This window comes from Microbacterium sp. NPDC057658 (assembly GCF_042799975.1).
In the GTDB taxonomy this organism is placed as follows: Bacteria; Actinomycetota; Actinomycetes; order Actinomycetales; family Microbacteriaceae; genus Microbacterium.
The window spans coordinates 1,242,196-1,260,826 of the sequence record NZ_JBHVHT010000001.1 but is presented as its reverse complement, the minus strand read 5'-3'; the positions used below and the strand labels follow the sequence as shown (position 1 = coordinate 1,260,826).

Annotated in this window: 21 protein-coding genes and 3 tRNA genes; 3 read left to right on the top strand and 21 right to left on the bottom strand. The window is 70.3% G+C overall.

Annotation, left to right across the window (positions count from 1 at the left end):
* The 9 genes from ACFU8V_RS05990 to ACFU8V_RS05950 all read right to left on the bottom strand — a co-directional run.
* On the bottom strand, nucleotides 1-469 hold a 469-nt coding region (locus ACFU8V_RS05990), incomplete at its 3' end, for a hypothetical protein (protein ID WP_378869755.1).
* The gene (locus ACFU8V_RS05985; RefSeq protein ID WP_085604120.1) at nucleotides 466-1,068 is read right to left on the bottom strand and encodes an Asp23/Gls24 family envelope stress response protein; all 603 of its coding nucleotides are present in this window, start codon (nucleotides 1,066-1,068) and stop codon (nucleotides 466-468) included. The genes ACFU8V_RS05990 and ACFU8V_RS05985, both read right to left, overlap by 4 nt.
* Nucleotides 1,065-1,631 (bottom strand): RNA polymerase sigma factor, encoded by a 567-nt coding sequence (locus ACFU8V_RS05980; RefSeq protein WP_085603738.1) that lies wholly within the window; start codon nucleotides 1,629-1,631, stop codon nucleotides 1,065-1,067. Before ACFU8V_RS05980 ends, ACFU8V_RS05985 begins: the two co-directional genes overlap by 4 nt.
* 117 nt (nucleotides 1,632-1,748) lie before the next feature.
* On the bottom strand, nucleotides 1,749-1,922 hold the full coding sequence (locus ACFU8V_RS05975; RefSeq protein WP_378869751.1) for a CsbD family protein: 174 nt from the start codon (nucleotides 1,920-1,922) through the stop codon (nucleotides 1,749-1,751).
* Nucleotides 1,923-1,936: 14 nt separating this feature from the next.
* A complete protein-coding gene (locus tag ACFU8V_RS05970; protein WP_378869748.1) occupies nucleotides 1,937-2,635 on the bottom strand; it encodes a hypothetical protein in 699 nt (232 codons plus the stop codon).
* On the bottom strand, nucleotides 2,632-3,198 hold the full coding sequence (locus ACFU8V_RS05965; protein WP_025104396.1) for a hypothetical protein: 567 nt from the start codon (nucleotides 3,196-3,198) through the stop codon (nucleotides 2,632-2,634). The genes ACFU8V_RS05970 and ACFU8V_RS05965 overlap by 4 nt, the downstream gene beginning before the upstream one ends.
* Nucleotides 3,195-3,536, bottom strand: coding sequence for a hypothetical protein (locus tag ACFU8V_RS05960; RefSeq protein ID WP_029989602.1), 342 nt, complete (start codon nucleotides 3,534-3,536; stop codon nucleotides 3,195-3,197). Before ACFU8V_RS05960 ends, ACFU8V_RS05965 begins: the two co-directional genes overlap by 4 nt.
* A complete protein-coding gene (locus tag ACFU8V_RS05955; protein WP_025104398.1) occupies nucleotides 3,533-3,724 on the bottom strand; it encodes a DUF2273 domain-containing protein in 192 nt (63 codons plus the stop codon). Before ACFU8V_RS05955 ends, ACFU8V_RS05960 begins: the two co-directional genes overlap by 4 nt.
* A complete protein-coding gene (locus ACFU8V_RS05950; protein WP_025104399.1) occupies nucleotides 3,721-4,158 on the bottom strand; it encodes an Asp23/Gls24 family envelope stress response protein in 438 nt (145 codons plus the stop codon). The genes ACFU8V_RS05955 and ACFU8V_RS05950 overlap by 4 nt, the downstream gene beginning before the upstream one ends.
* A 175-nt stretch (nucleotides 4,159-4,333) precedes the next feature.
* On the opposite strand from ACFU8V_RS05950, the gene ACFU8V_RS05945 reads away from it, so the two are divergent.
* Nucleotides 4,334-4,945: a TetR family transcriptional regulator gene (locus ACFU8V_RS05945; protein ID WP_025104400.1), complete on the top strand. Its 612-nt coding sequence runs from the start codon at nucleotides 4,334-4,336 to the stop codon at nucleotides 4,943-4,945.
* Nucleotides 4,945-6,612 carry an MDR family MFS transporter gene (locus tag ACFU8V_RS05940; protein WP_378869742.1) on the top strand — a complete coding sequence of 556 codons (1,668 nt, stop codon included), beginning with the start codon at nucleotides 4,945-4,947 and terminating at the stop codon, nucleotides 6,610-6,612. The genes ACFU8V_RS05945 and ACFU8V_RS05940 overlap by 1 nt, the downstream gene beginning before the upstream one ends.
* Before the next feature lie 6 nt (nucleotides 6,613-6,618).
* Here ACFU8V_RS05940 and ACFU8V_RS05935 read toward each other — a convergent pair whose 3' ends face one another.
* Nucleotides 6,619-6,780, bottom strand: a complete 162-nt coding sequence (locus ACFU8V_RS05935; RefSeq protein WP_153245006.1) for a hypothetical protein — start codon at nucleotides 6,778-6,780, stop codon at nucleotides 6,619-6,621.
* A gap of 156 nt (nucleotides 6,781-6,936) precedes the next feature.
* Between ACFU8V_RS05935 and ACFU8V_RS05930 the strand changes: the two genes are divergently transcribed.
* Nucleotides 6,937-7,761 (top strand): CPBP family intramembrane glutamic endopeptidase, encoded by an 825-nt coding sequence (locus ACFU8V_RS05930; RefSeq protein WP_378869738.1) that lies wholly within the window; start codon nucleotides 6,937-6,939, stop codon nucleotides 7,759-7,761.
* 9 nt (nucleotides 7,762-7,770) lie between these two features.
* Here ACFU8V_RS05930 and ACFU8V_RS05925 read toward each other — a convergent pair whose 3' ends face one another.
* The 11 genes from ACFU8V_RS05925 to rpoC form a co-directional block, all read right to left on the bottom strand.
* A complete protein-coding gene (locus ACFU8V_RS05925) occupies nucleotides 7,771-8,250 on the bottom strand; it encodes a hypothetical protein (RefSeq protein WP_378869735.1) in 480 nt (159 codons plus the stop codon).
* Nucleotides 8,251-8,406: 156 nt separating this feature from the next.
* A tRNA-Met gene (locus tag ACFU8V_RS05920) sits at nucleotides 8,407-8,480 on the bottom strand.
* A 32-nt stretch (nucleotides 8,481-8,512) separates the two neighbouring features.
* Nucleotides 8,513-8,584 (bottom strand) — tRNA-Thr (locus tag ACFU8V_RS05915).
* Between the two features lie 68 nt (nucleotides 8,585-8,652).
* Nucleotides 8,653-9,801, bottom strand: a complete 1,149-nt coding sequence (locus tag ACFU8V_RS05910) for a M23 family metallopeptidase (RefSeq protein ID WP_231729399.1) — start codon at nucleotides 9,799-9,801, stop codon at nucleotides 8,653-8,655.
* Nucleotides 9,802-10,006: 205 nt separating this feature from the next.
* Nucleotides 10,007-10,834: an inositol monophosphatase family protein gene (locus ACFU8V_RS05905; RefSeq protein ID WP_378871798.1), complete on the bottom strand. Its 828-nt coding sequence runs from the start codon at nucleotides 10,832-10,834 to the stop codon at nucleotides 10,007-10,009.
* Nucleotides 10,834-11,868 carry a hypothetical protein gene (locus ACFU8V_RS05900; protein WP_378869731.1) on the bottom strand — a complete coding sequence of 345 codons (1,035 nt, stop codon included), beginning with the start codon at nucleotides 11,866-11,868 and terminating at the stop codon, nucleotides 10,834-10,836. Before ACFU8V_RS05900 ends, ACFU8V_RS05905 begins: the two co-directional genes overlap by 1 nt.
* A 116-nt stretch (nucleotides 11,869-11,984) precedes the next feature.
* A complete protein-coding gene (locus ACFU8V_RS05895; protein WP_378869728.1) occupies nucleotides 11,985-12,785 on the bottom strand; it encodes an enoyl-CoA hydratase/isomerase family protein in 801 nt (266 codons plus the stop codon).
* 45 nt (nucleotides 12,786-12,830) lie between these two features.
* A complete protein-coding gene (locus tag ACFU8V_RS05890) occupies nucleotides 12,831-13,322 on the bottom strand; it encodes an FBP domain-containing protein (protein WP_025104408.1) in 492 nt (163 codons plus the stop codon).
* 72 nt (nucleotides 13,323-13,394) lie between these two features.
* Nucleotides 13,395-13,479: transfer RNA gene (locus tag ACFU8V_RS05885), tRNA-Tyr, on the bottom strand.
* A gap of 86 nt (nucleotides 13,480-13,565) precedes the next feature.
* Nucleotides 13,566-14,495, bottom strand: coding sequence for a PfkB family carbohydrate kinase (locus ACFU8V_RS05880; RefSeq protein WP_378869725.1), 930 nt, complete (start codon nucleotides 14,493-14,495; stop codon nucleotides 13,566-13,568).
* 182 nt (nucleotides 14,496-14,677) lie between these two features.
* Complete coding sequence (rpoC, locus tag ACFU8V_RS05875; protein ID WP_025104410.1) at nucleotides 14,678-18,553, bottom strand: DNA-directed RNA polymerase subunit beta'; 3,876 nt, start codon at nucleotides 18,551-18,553, stop codon at nucleotides 14,678-14,680.
* Nucleotides 18,554-18,631: the final 78 nt, after the last annotated feature.

The window sequence follows — 18,631 nt, the reverse complement described above, 5'->3', positions numbered from 1 at the left end:
CGACCGCGCAAGTGCGCGCCGACCGCCTTCTTTTTGACCACTCCCTCTCCCCTTTGCGCACCAGGGCACCCCCCCCTGACGCCCCCCCCCCCCCCTCCCCCGGCTCCGGCTCCACGGCGCTCTGCACGTAGGCGACGGTGAGCGTGAGCCTCCCGCGGCGCAGGCCTTCGGCCCGCAGCACCGCGTCCACGGCGTCACGGGCATGCCGCAGCGTCGCGACGCTGCGCACCCGCCCGTCGACGCCGATCGCCGCCTCCACCGCCACGCCGTCCGCTCCGGCGGCGACGGACACGATCGGTTCGACTCCGCGCTCGTTCCCCCACGCCGACGCACCCGCACGCAGGAGGTTGGAGACGAGGGAGCCCGATCGGTATACGCCGCGCACCCCGGAGCAGGCGCGCAGCGCCGCCTCGATCCGGAGCGCGAGACCCGCGCGCTCCTCCTTCGACAGCTCGGTGCCGGTCATCATGCCCCCTCCCTGACGTCGGTGATCGCGACATCGATGGCCACGACCTGCAGCTCGGTATGACGACGCAGCCGGGCCTCCACCTCCGCGCGCAGCCGGTCGGCGACGCGACGGAGAGGGTCGCCGAGGCGCACGCTCGCGTCGATCGCCACCCGCACCGGCGCTCCGGGCTCTGTGACATCGCCCTCCAGCCGGCACCGGCCGACCAGCACGCCGGGGACGGCCTCCTCCGCGGCACGGACCAGTCCGCGCACGGCGCCTTCGGTGATCGCCAGCTCCACGTCCGGATCATCGGAGGCGAAGGGGATGCGGCGCCCCGCCTGGGCGTCCATCGCGATGCCGCTGAGGATCCTCTCCACCCAGCTCTCGTCCGCGGCAGGCGCGGAGGAGACATCCTCATCCATCAGGGCGCTGCCCAGCCCGCGCAGCCTCTCCAGGGCATCGAGCGCGAGCTGGCACCCCGGCGACTCCTCGATGGCGGGATTCCGCGGGGTGCGGCCGGAGTCCAAGTAGTCGCTGAGCTCCTCGATCGTGTGCCCGTCGAGGTCGGCGGGCTCCAGGCCGAGGCGGCGCAGCTGGTCGTCCTCGTGGTGATCGGTCATCGCCACGCCTCCATCCGTGTGATCAGGAACCGTCGCGCGCGGGACAGCAGTCCGCGCACCGTGCTGACGGGGATGCCGAGCTCCTCGGCGATCTCGTCGTAGCTGTAGCCGGCCAGCTCCCGCAGCACCCAGCATTCGCGCTGGGCCTCCGGGAGTTCGCGCAGGGCCGCGCCGAGGGCCTCGACGCCCGCTCTCGCCTCGACGACCGCATGGGGCGATGCCTGCGGCGGCGCCGGTCGGTCGATCTCGTCCACGTCGAGCGCGGGACGCGTCCGGCGCAGCCGGTCCACCGCCTTGCGGCTCACGATCCGCATGAGCCAGCTCTTGACCTTCGCGGGGTCCTCCAGCTCACCGAACCGCTGCCATGCCGTCACGAATGCGTCCTGCACGATGTCGTCGACCTCCGCCGACGCGTTGAGCATCCGCTGCGTGTAGGCCCTCATCATCGGCGTGTACCTGCGCACGAGCACCGCGAACGCGGCGACGTCGCCGTCCATCGCGCGGCCGGCGACGATACGGTCCCCGGCCTGCTCCAGCGCCTCACCCCAGTGATCGGCTGCCATTCCCCCACCCCTCGTTCACGGTTCCCCGGACGTTCGGAGCCCGCGCCGCATCGGATCGGATCGACCCTCTGCGCGCGAGCGGAGGAGACGCCCCTCCGGGCGCCTCCTCCCCTTCCGTCACTTGGTGAACGTGTCCTTGACATCCTCGGCCGCGTTCCTGACATCGCCGTTGGCCTGCTCGGCCTTGCCCTCGGCGACGAGCTTGTCGTTGTTCGTGACCTCGCCGACGACCTCCTTGGCCTTGCCTGCGACCTTCTCGGCTGCGGCCTTGATCTTGTCCTCCGCGCTCATGGCGCCTCCTTTCCTCACACGACCCCGACGGTCGGGGTCGATGTCTGTGTGCTGTGCGGCTCACGCGCCGCCGTGCTCTGTCCGGCCACCAGCGAACGGCGCATCCGCTGTCGGGAGCGGAAGAGCTCCCGCCAGCCGCGGTCCGCGATGTGCACGACGACCGGCATCCGCGTCCCGGTGACGGCGTCCCACTCCTGCACGACCGCATCGGCGGCGGCGAGCACCTGCCCCAGGGCCGCGCCGGGGCGTGGAGTGACCACGAGGCCGAGAGCGATCTCGCGGCCGGCCTTCCGGCTCGTCACCCGGGCGGCCAGCACGTCCGCTCGATCGGCGAGGGGGGCTGCGAGCAGCTGCTCCGCCACACTTCGGTCGACGGTGGTCGTGCCGCCCTCACCGGCGAGCCGGAGAAGGGTGCGCTCCCGCCGCGGCCTGCGGGTGAGCAGGAACGCGAGGAGGAGGACGACGAGCAGCACCGCGGCGGCGAGCCCCGCGAGCGCCCACACCGGCACGAAGCCCGCACCGGGGATGTCGGGGCCCCAGGCCCCCGACCACGCCACGACACCGTCGGCCTGGGCGAGCACATCCTCGGCGGGGGCCGGAAGCGCCCCCGCGCCCCGCAGTCCCGCAGCGAGGAGGACGACGCCCCCGCCCAGAAGCATCGCGGCTCCTCCGAGGAGGACGATCCGGTTCGCGACGGTCCCTGCCGACGTCATGCGATCACTCCTTCCCGCGCCACCTGCACCCGCGGCGAGAGCCGGAATCCGGTCTCGTCCAGCACGCGCAGGGCCGCGTCTCCCGCGGCGGCCGCATCCACCGGGACCCCGCTCGTGGGCGTGACCCGGATCAGCACCGTGCGTCGTCCGACGGTCACGCGCACCTGGCCGCGTGGCACGCCGATCCGGCGCGCGGTGCCGTCGGCGATGGCGTCGGCGAGCACCCCGTCGTCGATCACGAGCGCGGCCCGTGCGGCGAGCCGCGTGCGGCGGGCCCGCCGACCGGGAAGCACGGCGAGTCCGAGGAGGAGCAGCGCCACGACCACGAGCACGGCCCCGGCGGCGATCATCACCGCAGGCGCCGCGGCGGAAGCCGTGACGGGCGTGAGCCATCCGGTGACCTGCGCGCGGAACCCCGCGTCGAGAGTCCCGGCGACCATCGCGCCCAGCAGAGCGAGGAGGAGCACCGCGAGGACGACCGCGAGCGCGATCGCCGGGCCCCGGCGCGTCGCCCTCGCCTCTCGACGAAGCAGTCGCCGCGACGTCGTCGTGTTCGCAGTCATGCCACTCTCCTCTCGTCCTCACGCCGGACTCCGGTGAAACGCACGTCCACCGCTCCCACGCGGCGGGCCGCCAGCTCGCGCATGCCGCGGACGACCGCGTCGCGCACGGCGTCGGCGCGGACCGCCACGGGACCGCCCCCGCGGCTCCCCAGGACGACCGGGACCGCCACGGAGACCCGCAGGTCGCCGCGGCTGTCGGCGAGGTCGACGCTCGCGTCTCCCGCGCCGACTCCGGCGACATCGCGGACGATCCCCAGCGCGAGCCGATGCAGCGCCCGGGCCTCGACGACCGTGGCCCCCGCCACGGTCGTCGGCCCGTCCGTCACTGCGACGCTCATGAGGACGATCGCCGCCCGCGCACCACGTCGGCGAGCGCCCGCACGTCCAGGCGACCGTCGACGATGCGGCCGACGACCGCACCGACGAGCATCGCGAGGGTGACGAGCAGGAACGCCCAGAACCCCCAGACGATCCAGGTCAGCGCGAGCACCGTCGCCGCAGCTCCGCCGATCACCGAGGCGTTCACTGGACTCGCGCCTCCGGAGCCTCGTCGTCGTCCTCGGAGGGGATGTGCACGTCGTTGACGGTCACGTTCACCTCGGCGACCTCCATGCCCACCAGCTCCACCATGGCCCGGTGGATCGCGGCCCGCACCTGGTCGGCCACCTTCTGCAGGGACACCGGGTACTCCGCCACGATCGTCACGTCGACGGCCACCTGCGTCTCGCCCACCTCGACGCTGATCCCCTGCGCGAGGTCGGTCGTGTTGAGGGCGTCGCGGATGGCGCCCATCATGCGTGCGGCGCCGCCGCCGAGCGCGTAGACCCCGTCCACCTCTCGTGCCGCGATGCCGGCGATCTTCGCGACCACCGCATCCTCGATCGTGGTCTTCCCCGCCGCCCCCTGCGACGCCGGAACGACCTGAGCCTTGGGCTGGGTGCCCCCAGTCACGTTCGCCATCTCGAGCTCCTTCATCCGTGTGACCACGCGGTTCCCGCGCGGGCCGTGTTCTCACGACACCACTAAGACGGTCGGGGAGCACAGAATGTCACAAACTTCTCCGAACGAATTTCGGCTCGCCTCTCGGCAGCACCTCTCAGTGCACTCCAAGGTTCAGAGTGCAAAGTTGCACTTTATGGAGAACAGTGCAGAGTCCACCCGGGAGCAGCGCAAGCGTCGGACCACGCGCGCGCTCACCGAAGCCGCGCGCCGCTTGACCACCGAGCGGGGCTTCGCGGGCTTCACCGTCGAGGAGCTGTGCGCCGACGCCGGGGTCTCGCGGCGCACGTTCTTCAACTACTTCGAGAGCAAGGAGAACGCGGTCTTCGGCTTCGCCGTCATCGACTCCCGCCAGGAGGAGCTCGAAGCGGCCTTCCTCGACCGCGAGGGCGATCTCCTGGACGACTTCGTGCAGCTCACCATCGAGCGGTTCGCCCTCTTCGATCCCATCGAGCACGCCGCGGAGCTGTTCGCCGTCATCGAGCAGGAGCCGCGGCTGCTGCGGGCCGCCTTCGAGCAGCAGGAGAAGCACGAGCGCCGCGACATCGCCCTCGTGGCCCGCCGCATCGGCGCGGAGCCGGACGCGGAGCTGCGCGCGGAGGTGCTCGTCCACTCCGTCGGCGCGCTCGTGCGCCTGTGCATGGAGCAGCTGCTGCACCACCACTCCACCGAACCGTTCGCCGACCTCATCACCCGCCGGCTGCGCCTCGCGCGCGACCTCTACTCCCCTTCACAGAAAGCCCACTGATGTCCGCCACCGCCACCGCGGATGCGCCCTTCCTCCTGACGAAGCGCCGCATCTGGATCATCTTCAGCGCCCTGATCGCGGGCATGCTGCTCGCGAGCCTCGACCAGACGATCGTGTCGACCGCGATGCCCACCATCGTCGGCCAGCTCGGCGGCGTCGACCATCAGGTGTGGATCACCACGGCCTACCTGCTCGCCACCACCATCGTCATGCCGATCTACGGCAAGTTCGGCGACGTGCTGGGCAGGCGGTCGCTGTTCCTCGTCGCCATCGCCCTGTTCACGCTCGCCTCGGTCGGCTGCGCTTTCGCGTCGGACTTCTGGATGTTCGTCGTCTTCCGCGCCCTCCAGGGTCTCGGCGGCGGCGGGCTCATGATCCTCTCGCAGGCGATCATCGCCGACATCGTGCCGGCCAACGAGCGCGGCAAGTACATGGGCCCGCTCGGTGCGGTGTTCGGCCTCTCCGCGGTCGCCGGACCGCTCCTCGGCGGCTTCTTCGTCGACCACATGACCTGGCAGTGGGCGTTCTACATCAACATCCCGGTCGGCATCGCGGCGTTCCTCATCGCCCTCGTAGCGCTGAAGCTCCCCAGCAAGAAGGCGGAGAAGCCGATCGACATCCTCGGCGTGCTCTTCCTGTCCGCTGCCACGACGTGCCTCATCTTCTTCACCGACTTCGGCGGCGACGCCGCGTTCGGCTGGGATTCCCTGGCGACCTGGGCCTGGGGCGCCGGCCTCGTGGTGTCGGCGACGGCGTTCGTCATCACCGAGTCGCGCGTGCAGGACCCGATCATCCCGCTCAGCCTCTTCCGCAACCCGATCTTCGTGAACGCCACCGCGATCGGCCTCGTCCTCGGCATCGGCATGTTCGCGGCGATCGGCTTCGTCCCGACATTCCTGCAGATGTCGTCCGGAACGTCCGCCGCCGCGTCGGGGCTGCTGATGATCCCGATGATGGTGGGCCTCATGGGGACCTCGATCTTCTCCGGCATCGCGATCTCGAAGACCGGGAAGTACAAGATCTACCCGATCCTCGGCACCATCATCACCGGCATCGCGATGGTCGCCATGACCACCCTGTCGGCGGAGACGCCGATCTGGCTGATCTGCGCGTTCCTGTTCGTCTTCGGCGCCGGGCTCGGCCTCATCATGCAGGTCGTCGTGCTCGTCGTGCAGAACGCCGTCCCGGCAGGCGAGATCGGCACCGCCACGAGCACGAACAACTACTTCCGCGAGGTCGGCGCCTCGCTGGGGACCGCGGTGTTCGGCACGATCTTCACCACGCGGCTGACGGAGAACCTCCTCGGTGTGTTCGCCGGCGCCGGGGCATCCCCCGAGGCCGCGTCCCAGGCCGCGTCAACGATCGACCCCGCCACACTGAACAGTCTGCCGGACGAGGTGCGCGACGGCATCGTCACGGCGTACGCGGACGCGCTCGCCCCGGTGTTCTGGTACCTCGTGCCGTTCATCGCGCTCGCGCTCATCCTGTCGCTGTTCCTCAAGCAGATCCCGCTGTCGGATCAGGCCGGTCTCGTGGCCCGCGGTGAGGCGATCAGCGGCGAGGAGGCCGAACGCCTGGAGGCGGAGCTCCGCACGGCCGGGCGGGTCCATGCCGCACGCACGGACGCCGAGCCGGGAGAGACCGGCTCGGCGCCCACAGGCGGGTAGCCCGCGCTAGGGGAGGTCGGCGACGTCGACGTCGTCGTCGTCCTCCCCGCCGCCCGTCGCCGGAAGCTCGTCGGGCTCGGGGTCGTGGTCGGTGGTGACGAAGTCGGGGTCGACGCCGATGGCCTCGATCTCCTCCTGGTTCTCCTGGCTGTTCGACGTGTCGGACATGGCGCCTCCTGACGTTGGGGATCCGGACGGCCAGTCTGAGCGGGCGGGCTGCCGGGGCCGAGGGGGTTGACACGGCGTGTCGCCGCCCGGCGCCCGCGCCGGGCGGGCGGAGCCGTCACACTGGAGGTGCCCGCCATCCCCCTTCGAGGAGCACCCGTGATCGACGCCGCACCGCACCGTTCCGCCTGGCAGCGCTTCTGGGATCGCGGAGGCTGGTGGCGCGCCCTCCTGCTCGCGGCGGTGTACTACGGCCTCTATCAGCTGTTCTCGCTCGCCTTCCTCCCGCTGGCCGCGCAGGTCGACGACCCGGCCAGCGCAGCCGGCGTCCTCGTCTACGACGTCCTTCCGATCCTCGTCGGGGGTCTCCTGCTCATCGGGTTCATCGCCTCGGTCGGGTGGTGGCGCCCCGTGTTCGGGCGCCAGCCGATCCGGGGAGCGGGATGGATGTGGATCGCGATCGTCGCGGTCCTGCTGTTCAACGTCCTCCGCTTCCTCACGATCGACTACGGCAGCGTCGGGTTGGATGTGGTTGCGACCTGGCTGCTCGCGGGACTCGCCATCGGCTTCGCGGAAGAGGTCCTCACCCGCGGCCTCGTCGTGAAGATGATGCGCGACGCGGGGGCGCGCGAGCTCGTCGTCGCGGTGATCTCTGCGGCGATCTTCGCCGGGCTGCACTCGGGCAACCTGCTGACCGGACAGGACCTGTTCCCGACCCTCTTCCAGCTCGTGTACACCTTCGCTTTCGGCATCTGCATGTACCTCGCGCTCCGCGTCACCCGGACCATCCTCGCCCCGATCCTCCTGCACGCCAGCACCGACCCGAGCATCTTCCTGCAGACGCTGCACCCCGCCGAGGGTGGGCTGACAGCCATCGCGGGACTCGGCAACATCGTCGTGATCGTCGCCGGCCTCGTGCTGATGATCTTCATTCGCGGTCGGGTCGGAGCCTCCGCCCCCGACACCTTCGCTCGGCAGAGCTGACCGCCCGGATCACACCGCGCGCCGGACTGTGTGCGTGCCGACCGCCGCGATCCCGAAGACCAGCACGGCCACCCGGTGCGCATCGCCGACGGCCAGGGCCGCGTCGGAGGCACCGATGAGATCATCGGCCACGCCGGCCACCATCGTCCGTGATACGACGGCATCATCCATCTCGGCCACGCCGTCCGCGAGCCATCCCCTGACGAGTCGAAGGGAGGTCGGCCCGAGTTCGACCCCGAGAGGGACAGCAGGACAGCTCAGCACGTCGGCGACGCTCACGCCGTGCCGCAGCAGCCCGGCGAGTGCTCCGGCGAGGGCGCCGGTCAGCAGCGCCCGCCCGTACCCTTCGGCGACCAGCACGTCCCAGGACTCGTGCGGCGCGAGTGTTTCGAGCCCGAGGGAATGACCGCGCCCGCCCGCGACGGCTTCCTCCAGGGCACGCCGGGCGTCCCGGAACACGATGCTTGCACGGCGATCGGGCGCAGACACGACAGACCTCGTCCCTCGATGCCCGCCATCTCGGTGGCCGGCCGGGAGGCCGACGCGTCACACACTCTAGGACGCTCCGCGCGGGGTGAGGACGGTATCCCGGCACGGTGGCCGGAGACGACAAAACCCCCGGAAGGTTCCGGGGGTTTCATTCTGTAGCAGGAGCGGGGCTTGAACCCGCGACCTCACGATTATGAGTCGTGCGCTCTCACCAACTGAGCTACCCTGCCGCACGGCATCCGCATCGCAGATGCGAACTCCGAGCCCCGAGTCAGGATTGAACTGACGACCCCTTCCTTACCATGGAAGTGCTCTGCCACTGAGCTATCGGGGCGTGCTGCCCCTCGCGGGGCAACCACACGAGAATACCATCACTGTGGCGTCCTCATGAAATCGAGACGGTCACTCCTCCGAGGTGAGCGACGTGCGTCCGGCGTTCTTCTTGAGCCACGGCATCGGGTCGATGGTCGTCCCGTTCACGATGAGCTCGAAGTGCAGGTGCGCCCCGTAGGAGCGGCCGGTGTTACCGGTCTTGCCGACGATGTCGCCGACCTTGACCTTGTCGCCCGCCTTCACCTGCAGCGAGCCGTACTGCATGTGCGAGTAGTGGCTCGTGATGACCGAGCCGTCGATGACGTGGTCGATGTAGACCGTGACACCGTAGGCGGCGCCCTGCTCGGTCGCGATGCGGACGGTGCCGTCGGCGATCGCCTGGATGGGCGCACCGTTGCCCGGCACGAAGTCGATGCCCTCGTGGAGGCGGCCGCTGCGCATGCCGTAGCCGTAGCTCATGCCCACTCCGACGAGGAACGGCCACTGGATGGCGGCGTCCGGGTCGTTCGTGAAGATCTCGCCGGAGTAGTTGATGCCCTGCTCGGCCGCGACCTCGACGAGCGAGACCGTGCTGAAGTTGTCGGCGCGCGAGAGCGGCTCGTTCTGCACGCCCGACGGCGCGACGAAGGCCTGGATCTCGTCGTCCGCCGAGCCTGCCGCATCGGCGGCAGCCGCCGTGACGAGGGACGTCGAGGCGAGCGATCCGCCCTGGGCGGCCGCGACGGCCTCCGCGGGCAGGGTCATGGACACGGCCAGGAGTCCGGCGAGCCCCATCGCGCCGACGGTGGCACCGGCGGCGAGGGTCTTGCGGATGCGGCGGGTGCGGCGAGGACCGACGGCCGCGAGGCCGGCGGTGCCGATGTTCGGCGCGGTCTGCGATGCGGCGTTCGCGACGAAAGCCGAACGGCGGGACGCCGACGGCGTCGGGATGGAGCCGGTCTCACGGAAGGCGCGGGAGGCGCGCTCGAAGGCGTCGCCCTCGGCGTCAGCCTCGGCGACGAAGGGCTCGGATGCCGGGGCGATGTCCTCGACCGGGACCGTGTCTTCGGACTTCTCGACGATCTCGGCGACGACGGGCACCGCGGGGACATCGGCAATGGCGGGTGCAGCCGCGGCGATGAAGGGCTCCTCGGGTGCGACCGGCACCGGGGGCACCTCGGCCTGGCGCTGACGCGCGGCGCGACGGGACAGGGGGATGACAGCAGCGAGGGCGATCACGGTCTCCGCGTCAGCGAGGGGTGCCGTCGACCCGCTCGCCGAGGCCTCGGAGGCCGCAGTGCGAGGGCGGCTGGACCGGCGCGTGGGCGCAGCGGCAGCCTGGGGGTTCTCGAAGGGCAAAGCTAATCTCTCGGTCGTTCGTGATGCTCGGGGGCGCAATGACAACTCTCACCTTCGGGTGGTGAAAGTAACGATCGGGTAAACACTACCCCGATCCTCCTGTGAAAGCCATGGATCGGTCAGGGTTTTTCTCATCGAGGATATCCCGGAGTCGGTCGTGCACGGTCACGCCACCCGCGATCAGGAAGGGCCGCGGCGATTCCCGGTCGATCCGGCTCACGCGCCCACCCGCTTCCTGGACGAGCAGGGCACCCGCCGCGTGATCCCACGGTTTGAGGCCGCGCTCGAAGTATCCGTCCAGTCGGCCCGCCGCCACGTAGGCCAGGTCCAGGGCCGCCGAACCCATACGGCGGAGATCCCGGGCGATGGGCATCACCCGGCGGACCGTCGCGAGGTCGCCGTCGTGCGTCGCCGGGTCATAGCCGAACCCGGTCGCCAGGAGTGCCCCGGCGACGGTCACCGCGGTCACCGCGAGCCGGACGCCGTCCGACCAGGCACCGTGCCCGCGAGCGGCCGTGAAGGTCTCGCCGATGGCGGGAGCGTGCACGGCGGCGGCCAGTGCCTCCCATGCGTCGGGCTCCGGAGGACCACTGACGGCCGCGATGCTCACGTTGTACGCGGGGATGCCGTAGGCGTAGTTCACCGTGCCGTCGATGGGGTCGACCACCCACGTGATGCCGCTGTCGCCGGAGGCCGCCCCCGACTCCTCGCCGAGGAAACCGTCCGCCGGCCGCGCCGCGCGCAGTCGCTCGCGGATGAGCGCCTCCACCTCGCGGTCAGCCTCGGTCACGATGTCGGCGAGCGTCGACTTGGTCGCCGCGAGCCGGACGCCCTCCCGGCGTCGGGTACGGGCGAGCGCACCCGCCTCCTCGGCGATCTCCGTCGCCAGCGCGCTGAGCTCGAGAGCGTCGATCACGGCGCCGGGTGCGAGGGTGCGGGCGGCGGCGGCGGGAAGGCCGGGGGCTCACCCTGGGTGGGCGGAGCGGGCTGCGGCGGCGCCGGCTGCGCAGGTGCCGACGAGGGGGACGCCGGCTGCGGCGGCGCCGGCAGGTCGGGCGCGGGAGGCACAGGGCCAGGAGCGGGAGGCGCCGCGAAGTCCGGAAGGGCCGGAGCCGTCGGCGCCAGGGGCGGGGTCGCCACGGGGAACCCCGCGGCGGGCGCCTGACCCAGGGCCTGGGGAGCCGTCGAGGGGTACCCCGTGTAGAACGCATTCCAGTCCGGGCTCCCGTCCGGAAGGACCGGGAGGGGCGTGATCCCGTCGGCGTAGGTCGGCCAGGACGGTGCGGAGGCGACCGGCAGGGCGGCAGGAGCCTTCTTCGGCGCGAACAGGGCGTTGAGCAGCGGAATGAGCGTGGTGCCGACGGCGACGAGGATCGTGAGGGCGACGACGATGCGCCAGTACAGCTCGGTGTAATCGAAGGTGTTGGGGAACGCGAGGAAGAAGACCAGCAGGGCGACGAGGGCGCCGAGGAAGACGATCGTCACGATGTGGATCACCTTCGTGAAGGTCGTGACATGGCGCTGCGCGGCACGGGTGAAGAGCCGCACATGGAGCAGTGCGAGCTGCAGGATCCCGATCACGAGCAGCAGCTGGAAGAAGCGCTCCGCGCCGAAGTAGAGCCCGTCTTCCGGGAGCCAGATCTTCACGAGGCCGACGAGGAGCGCGATGACCCAGGAGACCATGCTCGCGAGCTGGAGCCAGTCCGGCCGGTTCGGCGCGAGGCCCGCCTCGAGGATGGCGATCCCGGCGAAGGCGGCGAGCAGGAGGATCGTGAGGAAGGCGCGACCGATGAGGCCGTTCTGATCACCGACCAGGACCCACACGACGCAGACCAGAGCCGCGGCGATGAGGGCGCCGATCGCGACCCACAGCGAGCCCCTGATGAGCAGCGACAAGTTCTTCTTGTCACCCTGCGGCTGCAGCCGGGCGGTGTCCGGATGGGACATGGGGATCCTCTCGTCGAGCGGCGATGCCTTCATCCTGCCACGCGCGGGCCCGCTTGTTCCGGCTTCCCTCGAGTGCGAAGGAGATCGGGGACCGACCGCGGTCTGGGGAGGAAGGGTCAGCCGGCCTTCTTCGCGGAGGCCGCCGCGAAGGCCGCGACCCGCGCCTGTGCGTCCGGGGTCTCCAGGGCGGCGCCGATGGACCGGGCCTCCTCGCTCAGCTGCTCGGCGAAGGTGCGCTCCGGCTGCGACCGCACCAGCCGCTTGGCCTGCCCGTATGCGTCGGCGGCCCCGGCGAGCCAGAACCGCGCGACCTCCTCGGCCCGCGCACGGACCCGGTCGGCCTCCGTCCTGCCGTCCTCGCCCTCCACGACCTCGGCCACCAGACCCCAGTCGAGGGCCTCCGCGGCCGTGAGCAGCCGGTCCTGCAGCACGAGCTGGAGGGCACGGCGCTGACCCACGGCCCGCGCGAGCTGCGCCGACACGGAGAGGTCGGGCGTGAGGCCGATGTTCGCGTACAGGCTCCCGAGCTGCGACCGCGAGCCCACCACCGCGTAGTCCGTGGCAAGCAGGATGCCGAGTCCGCCACCGGCCGTCGTCCCGTGCGCCGCGGCGACCACGGGCACGCTCGACTCCGTGAGCGCGCGGATCCCCGTGTTGATGACCTCCGCCAGCGCGGTGATCTCCGCCCCGGACGACCCCATGGTCGTCGCCATGTCGATCACGTCACCGCCCGCGCAGAACGCCGGTCCCGCCGCGTCGATGAGGATGGCCTGCACGTCGTCGCGCGACGTCGCCTCGACGGTCGCATCCCGCCAGGCGTACGCCAGATCGGCGTTGAAGGCGTTGAGGCGGGTCGGACGGTTGAGCGTGAGCCGCGCCAGCCCCTCGTCGACGGCGAACAGGATGGCATCACTCATGGCTTCTCCTTCGAGCACAGGCGGATGCCTCCAGGCTAGCCGCGCTCAGGCGCCCTCCCAGACGCGCGCCACGAACCGCTCCATCCGTCGCCGGGTGCCATCGAGCCGGAAGTCGACCTGTCCCGCCGCCCGGATCTCGTTCGGTGCGAGCGGATGCGCCAGGCGCACGTTCTCGTGGCAGGACAGATCGGCGCAGATGTAGGTGCCGACCGAGTCGCCGCGCTCCCCCGCCTCTCCCGTGCGTCGCGCCGCGAACAGCGCCACCTGGTTGCCCGGCTGCATCGTGTGGCAGATGTTGCACATGCCCGAGCGCCCGCGCCCTGGTTCCGACGCCCGCAGCACCACGCCGACCACGCGTCCCTCGTGCGGGATGAGGACGTAGCCGCGCTTGCCGGCGCTCGGGTCGCGCCAGGCGAAGAAGTCGAGGTAGTCCCAGTCCACGAGGAGGAAGTCGTGCGGCATCTCCATGACGCGCAGCTCGTCGGCGTCCGCGTTCACGAACGAGGCCCGGACGTCGGCTTCGGTGAGAGGTCGCATCGCTCCAGTCTAGGAACTCGGCGCGGAGGTGAGGCCGGGAACGGGAGAAGCCCCCGCGAGCGGGGGCTTCCGTGGTGGCGAGTGAGGGATTCGAACCCCCGAAGTCGAAGACGGCTGATTTACAGTCAGATCCCTTTGGCCACTTGGGTAACTCGCCAGAGCGCACCCGTCCGACTTGAACAGCCAACCGGGGGCACGAAGAACAATCATACCTGCCGGATGCGGGCGCGAGAAATCGAGGCGTCAGCTCCCGTGCACGCCGCGGTCGGCGGCGGCCAGCGACTCCGGTGTGCGCAGCAGCCCGCCCTCGGCGCGGCAGGTCGCGGCGGCCACATCCATCGCGCGCTCGAGCAGGGCGGACCATCCTTCGACCGCCTTCGGGGCCCCGTCCACCAGTCCGGCGGCGACGGCGGCGAGCGTCGCGTCCCCCGCGCCCACGGTATCGACCACCCGACCCGGCAGCGCCGAGATGGGGGCCGAGACCGACCCGGCGTCCGATTCGAGCACGGCGCCGTCCGCTCCGGCCGTCGCCAGCACCGCCGTGACGTCGAGGTCCCGGAGCCGCGCGCGCAGGGTGTCGAGGTCGCCGTCATAGAGCACGTCGGCATCGTCGGCGCCGACCTTCACCAGGTCCGCCCGCGCGGCCAGCCGCTCGAAGCCGCGAACGAACTCCTCGCGGTCGGACAGCATCCCGGTGCGCGGGTTCGGGTCGATCGCGAGCCGCGCGCCCTCCACCGCGGCGGCGAGGGCGTCGACCTCCTCGGGGGCATCGAAGGGGAAGCAGCTGACCGCGACGATGTCCGCGTCGCCGATGGCGGCTCTCGCCTCGTCCGAGTACCGGACGGTCCGCTCCTGGGCCGCGCGGTTGAAGACATAGCTCGGCTCGCCGTTCGCAGCTCGGGTGACGACGGCCCGCGACGACCCGTGCGGTGCCGCGCTCGCGATCAGCCGCACGCCGTGATCGGCCAGGTACTCGCGGATGTGCGCGCCGGCGACGTCCTCCCCCACCATCGCGATGAGCGTCGTGGGGATTCCGAGCCGGCGCAGCCCCACCGCGACGTTCAAGGCGGCTCCGCCGACGAACTCGCGGACGCCGGCCTCATCCCGGATCTCGTCGATCAGGGCGTCTCCGATGACGACGGCCGCGCCGCCGGGGGAAGTCTCAGTGGTCACTCGCCGACCCTACCGCGCCCGCCCCGGTCACAGCTTCGGAGATGACACCCGACACCCCGATGGATGAGCCCCACCGGCGGCGCGCCGCGCCGGATCTCCGAAGCTGTGCACACCCCGACCGCGCCGAGGGACGACGAAGGCCCCGGGGAGAACCCCGGGGCCTTCGTTCACTCAGTCACACCTCAGTTGTAGGTACCGGGGGTGATGTCGTCCGTCGAGAACGCGTCGAAGTCGACGTAGCCGAAGTCGCCGTCCGCGTACGCGCCGTCGGATGCGAAGATCCGGTTCGGGTAGCGCTCGCTCTTGGCTTCCTCGGTGGCCTCGACCGTGACGTCGCGGTACTTCGAGAGACCGGTTCCGGCGGGGATGAGCTTTCCGATGATGACGTTCTCCTTGAGACCGACCAGCGGGTCGCGCTTGCCCTCCATGGCGGCCTGCGTGAGCACGCGGGTCGTCTCCTGGAAGGACGCAGCGGACAGCCACGACTCGGTCGCGAGCGACGCCTTCGTGATACCCATCAGCTCCGGGCGACCGGACGCGGGGCGCTTGCCCTCAGCCACGGCCTCGCGGTTGATCTGCTGGTAGCGCTTCAGATCGACCATCTCACCCGGCAGCAGGGTCGTGTCGGCGTGGTCGACGACGGTGACCTTGCGGAGCATCTGGCGGACGATGACCTCGATGTGCTTGTCGTGGATCGGCACACCCTGCGAGCGGTAGACGCCCTGGACACCGCCGACGAGGTACTTCTGCACCTCGCGGGCACCCATGACGCGCATGACCTCCTTGGGGTCGAGCGTGCCGACCTGCAAGGGCTGACCGACCGAGACGTGCTGGCCGTCCTCGACGAGGAGGGTGGCACGCTTCAGCACCGGGTAGACGACGGGCTCGTCGCCGTTGTCGGGCGTGAGGATGACCTTCTTGGCCTTCTCGGTCTCGTCGATCGTGATGCGGCCGTCGGCCTCCGCGATCGGCGATGCACCCTTGGGGGTACGCGCCTCGAACAGCTCCTGCACACGGGGCAGACCCTGCGTGATGTCATCCGCCGACGCCGAACCACCGGTGTGGAAGGTACGCATCGTCAGCTGGGTACCGGGCTCACCGATCGACTGGGCCGCGATGATGCCGACGGCCTCGCCGATGTCGACGGTCTTGCCGGTCGCGAGCGAACGGCCGTAGCACTGCGCGCACACGCCGACGGCGGAGTCGCAGGTCAGGACCGAGCGGACCTTGATGGTCTCGACGCCCGCGGCGACCAGCTTGTCGATGAGCACGTCGCCCACGTCGTCGCCGGCCGCGGCCAGGACCTCGCCCGACGCGTTCACCACGTCGGAGGCCAGCGTGCGGGCGAACACCGAGTTCTCGACGTTCGCGTCGCGCACCAGCTCACCCTGCGAGTTCGGAGCGGCGATCGGGAGTTCGAGGCCCTTCGACGTGCCGCAGTCCTCTTCGCGGATGATGACGTCCTGCGAGACGTCCACCAGACGACGGGTCAGGTAACCCGAGTCGGCGGTACGCAGAGCGGTGTCGGCCAGACCCTTACGGGTACCGTGCGTCGCGATGAAGTACTCCGCCACCGACAGACCCTCGCGGTACGAGGAGATGATCGGACGCGGGATGATCTCACCCTTGGGGTTGTTCACCAGGCCACGCATACCGGCGATGTTCCGGATCTGCAGCCAGTTACCACGAGCGCCAGAGGACACCATGCGGTTGATGGTGTTGTCCTCCGGGAAGTGCGCCTTCATCGCGGCCTGCACCTCGTCGGTCGCCTCGGTCCAGATCTTGATGAGCTCCTGACGACGCTCGGCGTCGGTCGTGAGGCCCTTCTCGTACTGGGACTGGACCTTCGCGGCCTGCTTCTCGTAGCCCGCGACGATCTCCGCCTTGTTCGGCGGGGTGAGGATGTCGCTCAGCGCGACGGTCACACCCGAACGGGTCGCCCAGTAGAAACCGGCATCCTTGATGCGGTCCAGCGTGGCGGCCGTCTCGACCTTGGGGTACTCCTCGGCCAGCTTGTTGACGATCTGCGACAGCTTGCCCTTGTCGGCCTGCTCGCGGACGAAGGGGTAGCCCTTCGGCAGCGCGTCGTTGAAGATCGCCTGACCCAGCGAAGCGTCGACCAGGCCGTGCTTCTCGTAGCCCTCGGGAGCCTCGCCCTCGAGGAAGGCCAGACCCGGGATGCGGATGCGGACCTTCGCCTGCAGGTCGAGCGTGCCCTCGTCGTACGCGAGCTGCGCCTCGCCGACGGAGCCGAACGCACGGCCCTCGCCCTTGGCGCCGGCCTTGACCGTCGTCAGGTGGTGCAGACCGATGATCATGTCCTGCGAGGGCAGGGTGACCGGACGGCCGTCCGACGGCTTCAGGATGTTGTTCGACGCGAGCATGAGCACGCGGGCCTCGGCCTGAGCCTCGACCGACAGCGGCAGGTGCACGGCCATCTGGTCACCGTCGAAGTCGGCGTTGAACGCCGCGCAGACGAGCGGGTGCAGCTGGATGGCCTTGCCCTCGACGAGCTGCGGCTCGAACGCCTGGATGCCGAGACGGTGCAGGGTGGGTGCACGGTTCAGCAGCACTGGACGCTCGCGGATGATCTCCTCGAGCACGTCCCAGACCTCGGGACGGGTGCGCTCGACGGCGCGCTTGGCGGCCTTGATGTTCTGCGAGTGACCGAGGTCGATCAGGCGCTTGATGACGAACGGCTTGAAGAGCTCGAGCGCCATCTGCTTGGGCAGACCGCACTGGTGCAGCTTGAGCTGCGGGCCGACGACGATGACCGAACGGCCCGAGTAGTCGACACGCTTGCCGAGCAGGTTCTGGCGGAAGCGACCCTGCTTTCCCTTGAGCATGTCGCTCAGGGACTTCAGGGCGCGGTTGCCGGTACCGGTGACCGGGCGACCGCGGCGGCCGTTGTCGAACAGCGCGTCGACGGCCTCCTGCAGCATCCGCTTCTCGTTGTTGACGATGATCTCGGGGGCACCGAGGTCGATCAGGCGACGGAGACGGTTGTTGCGGTTGATCACGCGGCGGTACAGGTCGTTCAGGTCGGAGGTCGCGAAGCGGCCACCGTCGAGCTGGACCATCGGACGCAGCTCCGGCGGGATCACCGGGACGACGTCGAGCACCATCGCGGCCGGGCTCATGCCGGTCTCGAGGAACGAGTTGACGACCTTGAGGCGCTTGATCGCACGGATCTTGCGCTGGCCCTTGCCCTCCGAGATCTGCAGGTGCAGGCTCTCGGCCTCGGCGGCCAGGTCGAACGCGGCCAGGCGACGCTGGATCGCCTCGGCCCCCATGTAGGCCTCGAAGTACTGGCCGAAGCGGTCCTGCAGCTCGTGGAAGACGTCGTCCTCCGGGCGCAGGGCACCGACCTCGAGCGTGCGGAAGTCCTCCCACACGCGCTCCAGCTTCAGGATCGCCTCGTCGGCACCCTTGCGGATGAGCGACATCTCCTTCTCGGCGGCGTCCTTGACCTTCTTCTTGGCGTCGGCCTTGGCACCCTCGGCCTCGAGGGCCGCGAGCTCCTCCTCCAGCTTCGCCAGGCGCTCCGCGATCTTCGCGTCGCGGCGGTCGCCGAGCGTCTTCAGCTCGAGACGGATGTTGTTCTCCTGGGTGCCCAGGTCGCGGTGACGGGCCTCCTCGTCGACCGAGATGACCATGTACGCGGCGAAGTAGATGACCTTCTCGAGGTCCTTCGGCGCCATGTCCAGCAGGTAGCCGAGGCGCGAGGGCACGCCCTTGAAGTACCAGATGTGGGTGACGGGAGCGGCGAGCTCGATGTGACCCATGCGCTCACGACGGACGGAGCTCTTGGTGACCTCCACGCCGCAGCGCTCGCAGACGATGCCCTTGAAGCGGACGCGCTTGTACTTGCCGCAGGCGCACTCCCAGTCACGGGACGGGCCGAAGATCTGCTCTCCGAAGAGACCGTCCTTCTCCGGCTTGAGGGTGCGGTAGTTGATGGTTTCGGGCTTCTTGACCTCGCCGTAGGACCACGCGCGGATGTGGTCTGCGGTCGCCAGGCCGATGCGAAGCTCATCGAAGGTTGTGGACTCGAGCACTAGTTCTCCTGTGTCGGAAATTCTTTTTGAGAAGTCTGGGCTTCGACCGGCTCAGCCGTCGCGGGGACGGCTGAGCCC

What these genes read in the sequence shown, in the direction of transcription:
- ACFU8V_RS05985 (WP_085604120.1), bottom strand. Translation starts at nt 1,068, where the DNA reads ATGACCGATCACCACGAGGACGACCAGCTGCGCCGCCTCGGCCTGGAG.
- ACFU8V_RS05980 (WP_085603738.1), bottom strand. Translation starts at nt 1,631, where the DNA reads ATGGCAGCCGATCACTGGGGTGAGGCGCTGGAGCAGGCCGGGGACCGT.
- ACFU8V_RS05975 (WP_378869751.1), bottom strand. Translation starts at nt 1,922, where the DNA reads ATGAGCGCGGAGGACAAGATCAAGGCCGCAGCCGAGAAGGTCGCAGGC.
- ACFU8V_RS05970 (WP_378869748.1), bottom strand. Translation starts at nt 2,635, where the DNA reads ATGACGTCGGCAGGGACCGTCGCGAACCGGATCGTCCTCCTCGGAGGA.
- ACFU8V_RS05965 (WP_025104396.1), bottom strand. Translation starts at nt 3,198, where the DNA reads ATGACTGCGAACACGACGACGTCGCGGCGACTGCTTCGTCGAGAGGCG.
- ACFU8V_RS05960 (WP_029989602.1), bottom strand. Translation starts at nt 3,536, where the DNA reads ATGAGCGTCGCAGTGACGGACGGGCCGACGACCGTGGCGGGGGCCACG.
- ACFU8V_RS05950 (WP_025104399.1), bottom strand. Translation starts at nt 4,158, where the DNA reads ATGGCGAACGTGACTGGGGGCACCCAGCCCAAGGCTCAGGTCGTTCCG.
- ACFU8V_RS05945 (WP_025104400.1), top strand. Translation starts at nt 4,334, where the DNA reads ATGGAGAACAGTGCAGAGTCCACCCGGGAGCAGCGCAAGCGTCGGACC.
- ACFU8V_RS05940 (WP_378869742.1), top strand. Translation starts at nt 4,945, where the DNA reads ATGTCCGCCACCGCCACCGCGGATGCGCCCTTCCTCCTGACGAAGCGC.
- ACFU8V_RS05935 (WP_153245006.1), bottom strand. Translation starts at nt 6,780, where the DNA reads ATGTCCGACACGTCGAACAGCCAGGAGAACCAGGAGGAGATCGAGGCC.
- ACFU8V_RS05900 (WP_378869731.1), bottom strand. Translation starts at nt 11,868, where the DNA reads ATGTCCCATCCGGACACCGCCCGGCTGCAGCCGCAGGGTGACAAGAAG.
- ACFU8V_RS05895 (WP_378869728.1), bottom strand. Translation starts at nt 12,785, where the DNA reads ATGAGTGATGCCATCCTGTTCGCCGTCGACGAGGGGCTGGCGCGGCTC.
- ACFU8V_RS05890 (WP_025104408.1), bottom strand. Translation starts at nt 13,322, where the DNA reads ATGCGACCTCTCACCGAAGCCGACGTCCGGGCCTCGTTCGTGAACGCG.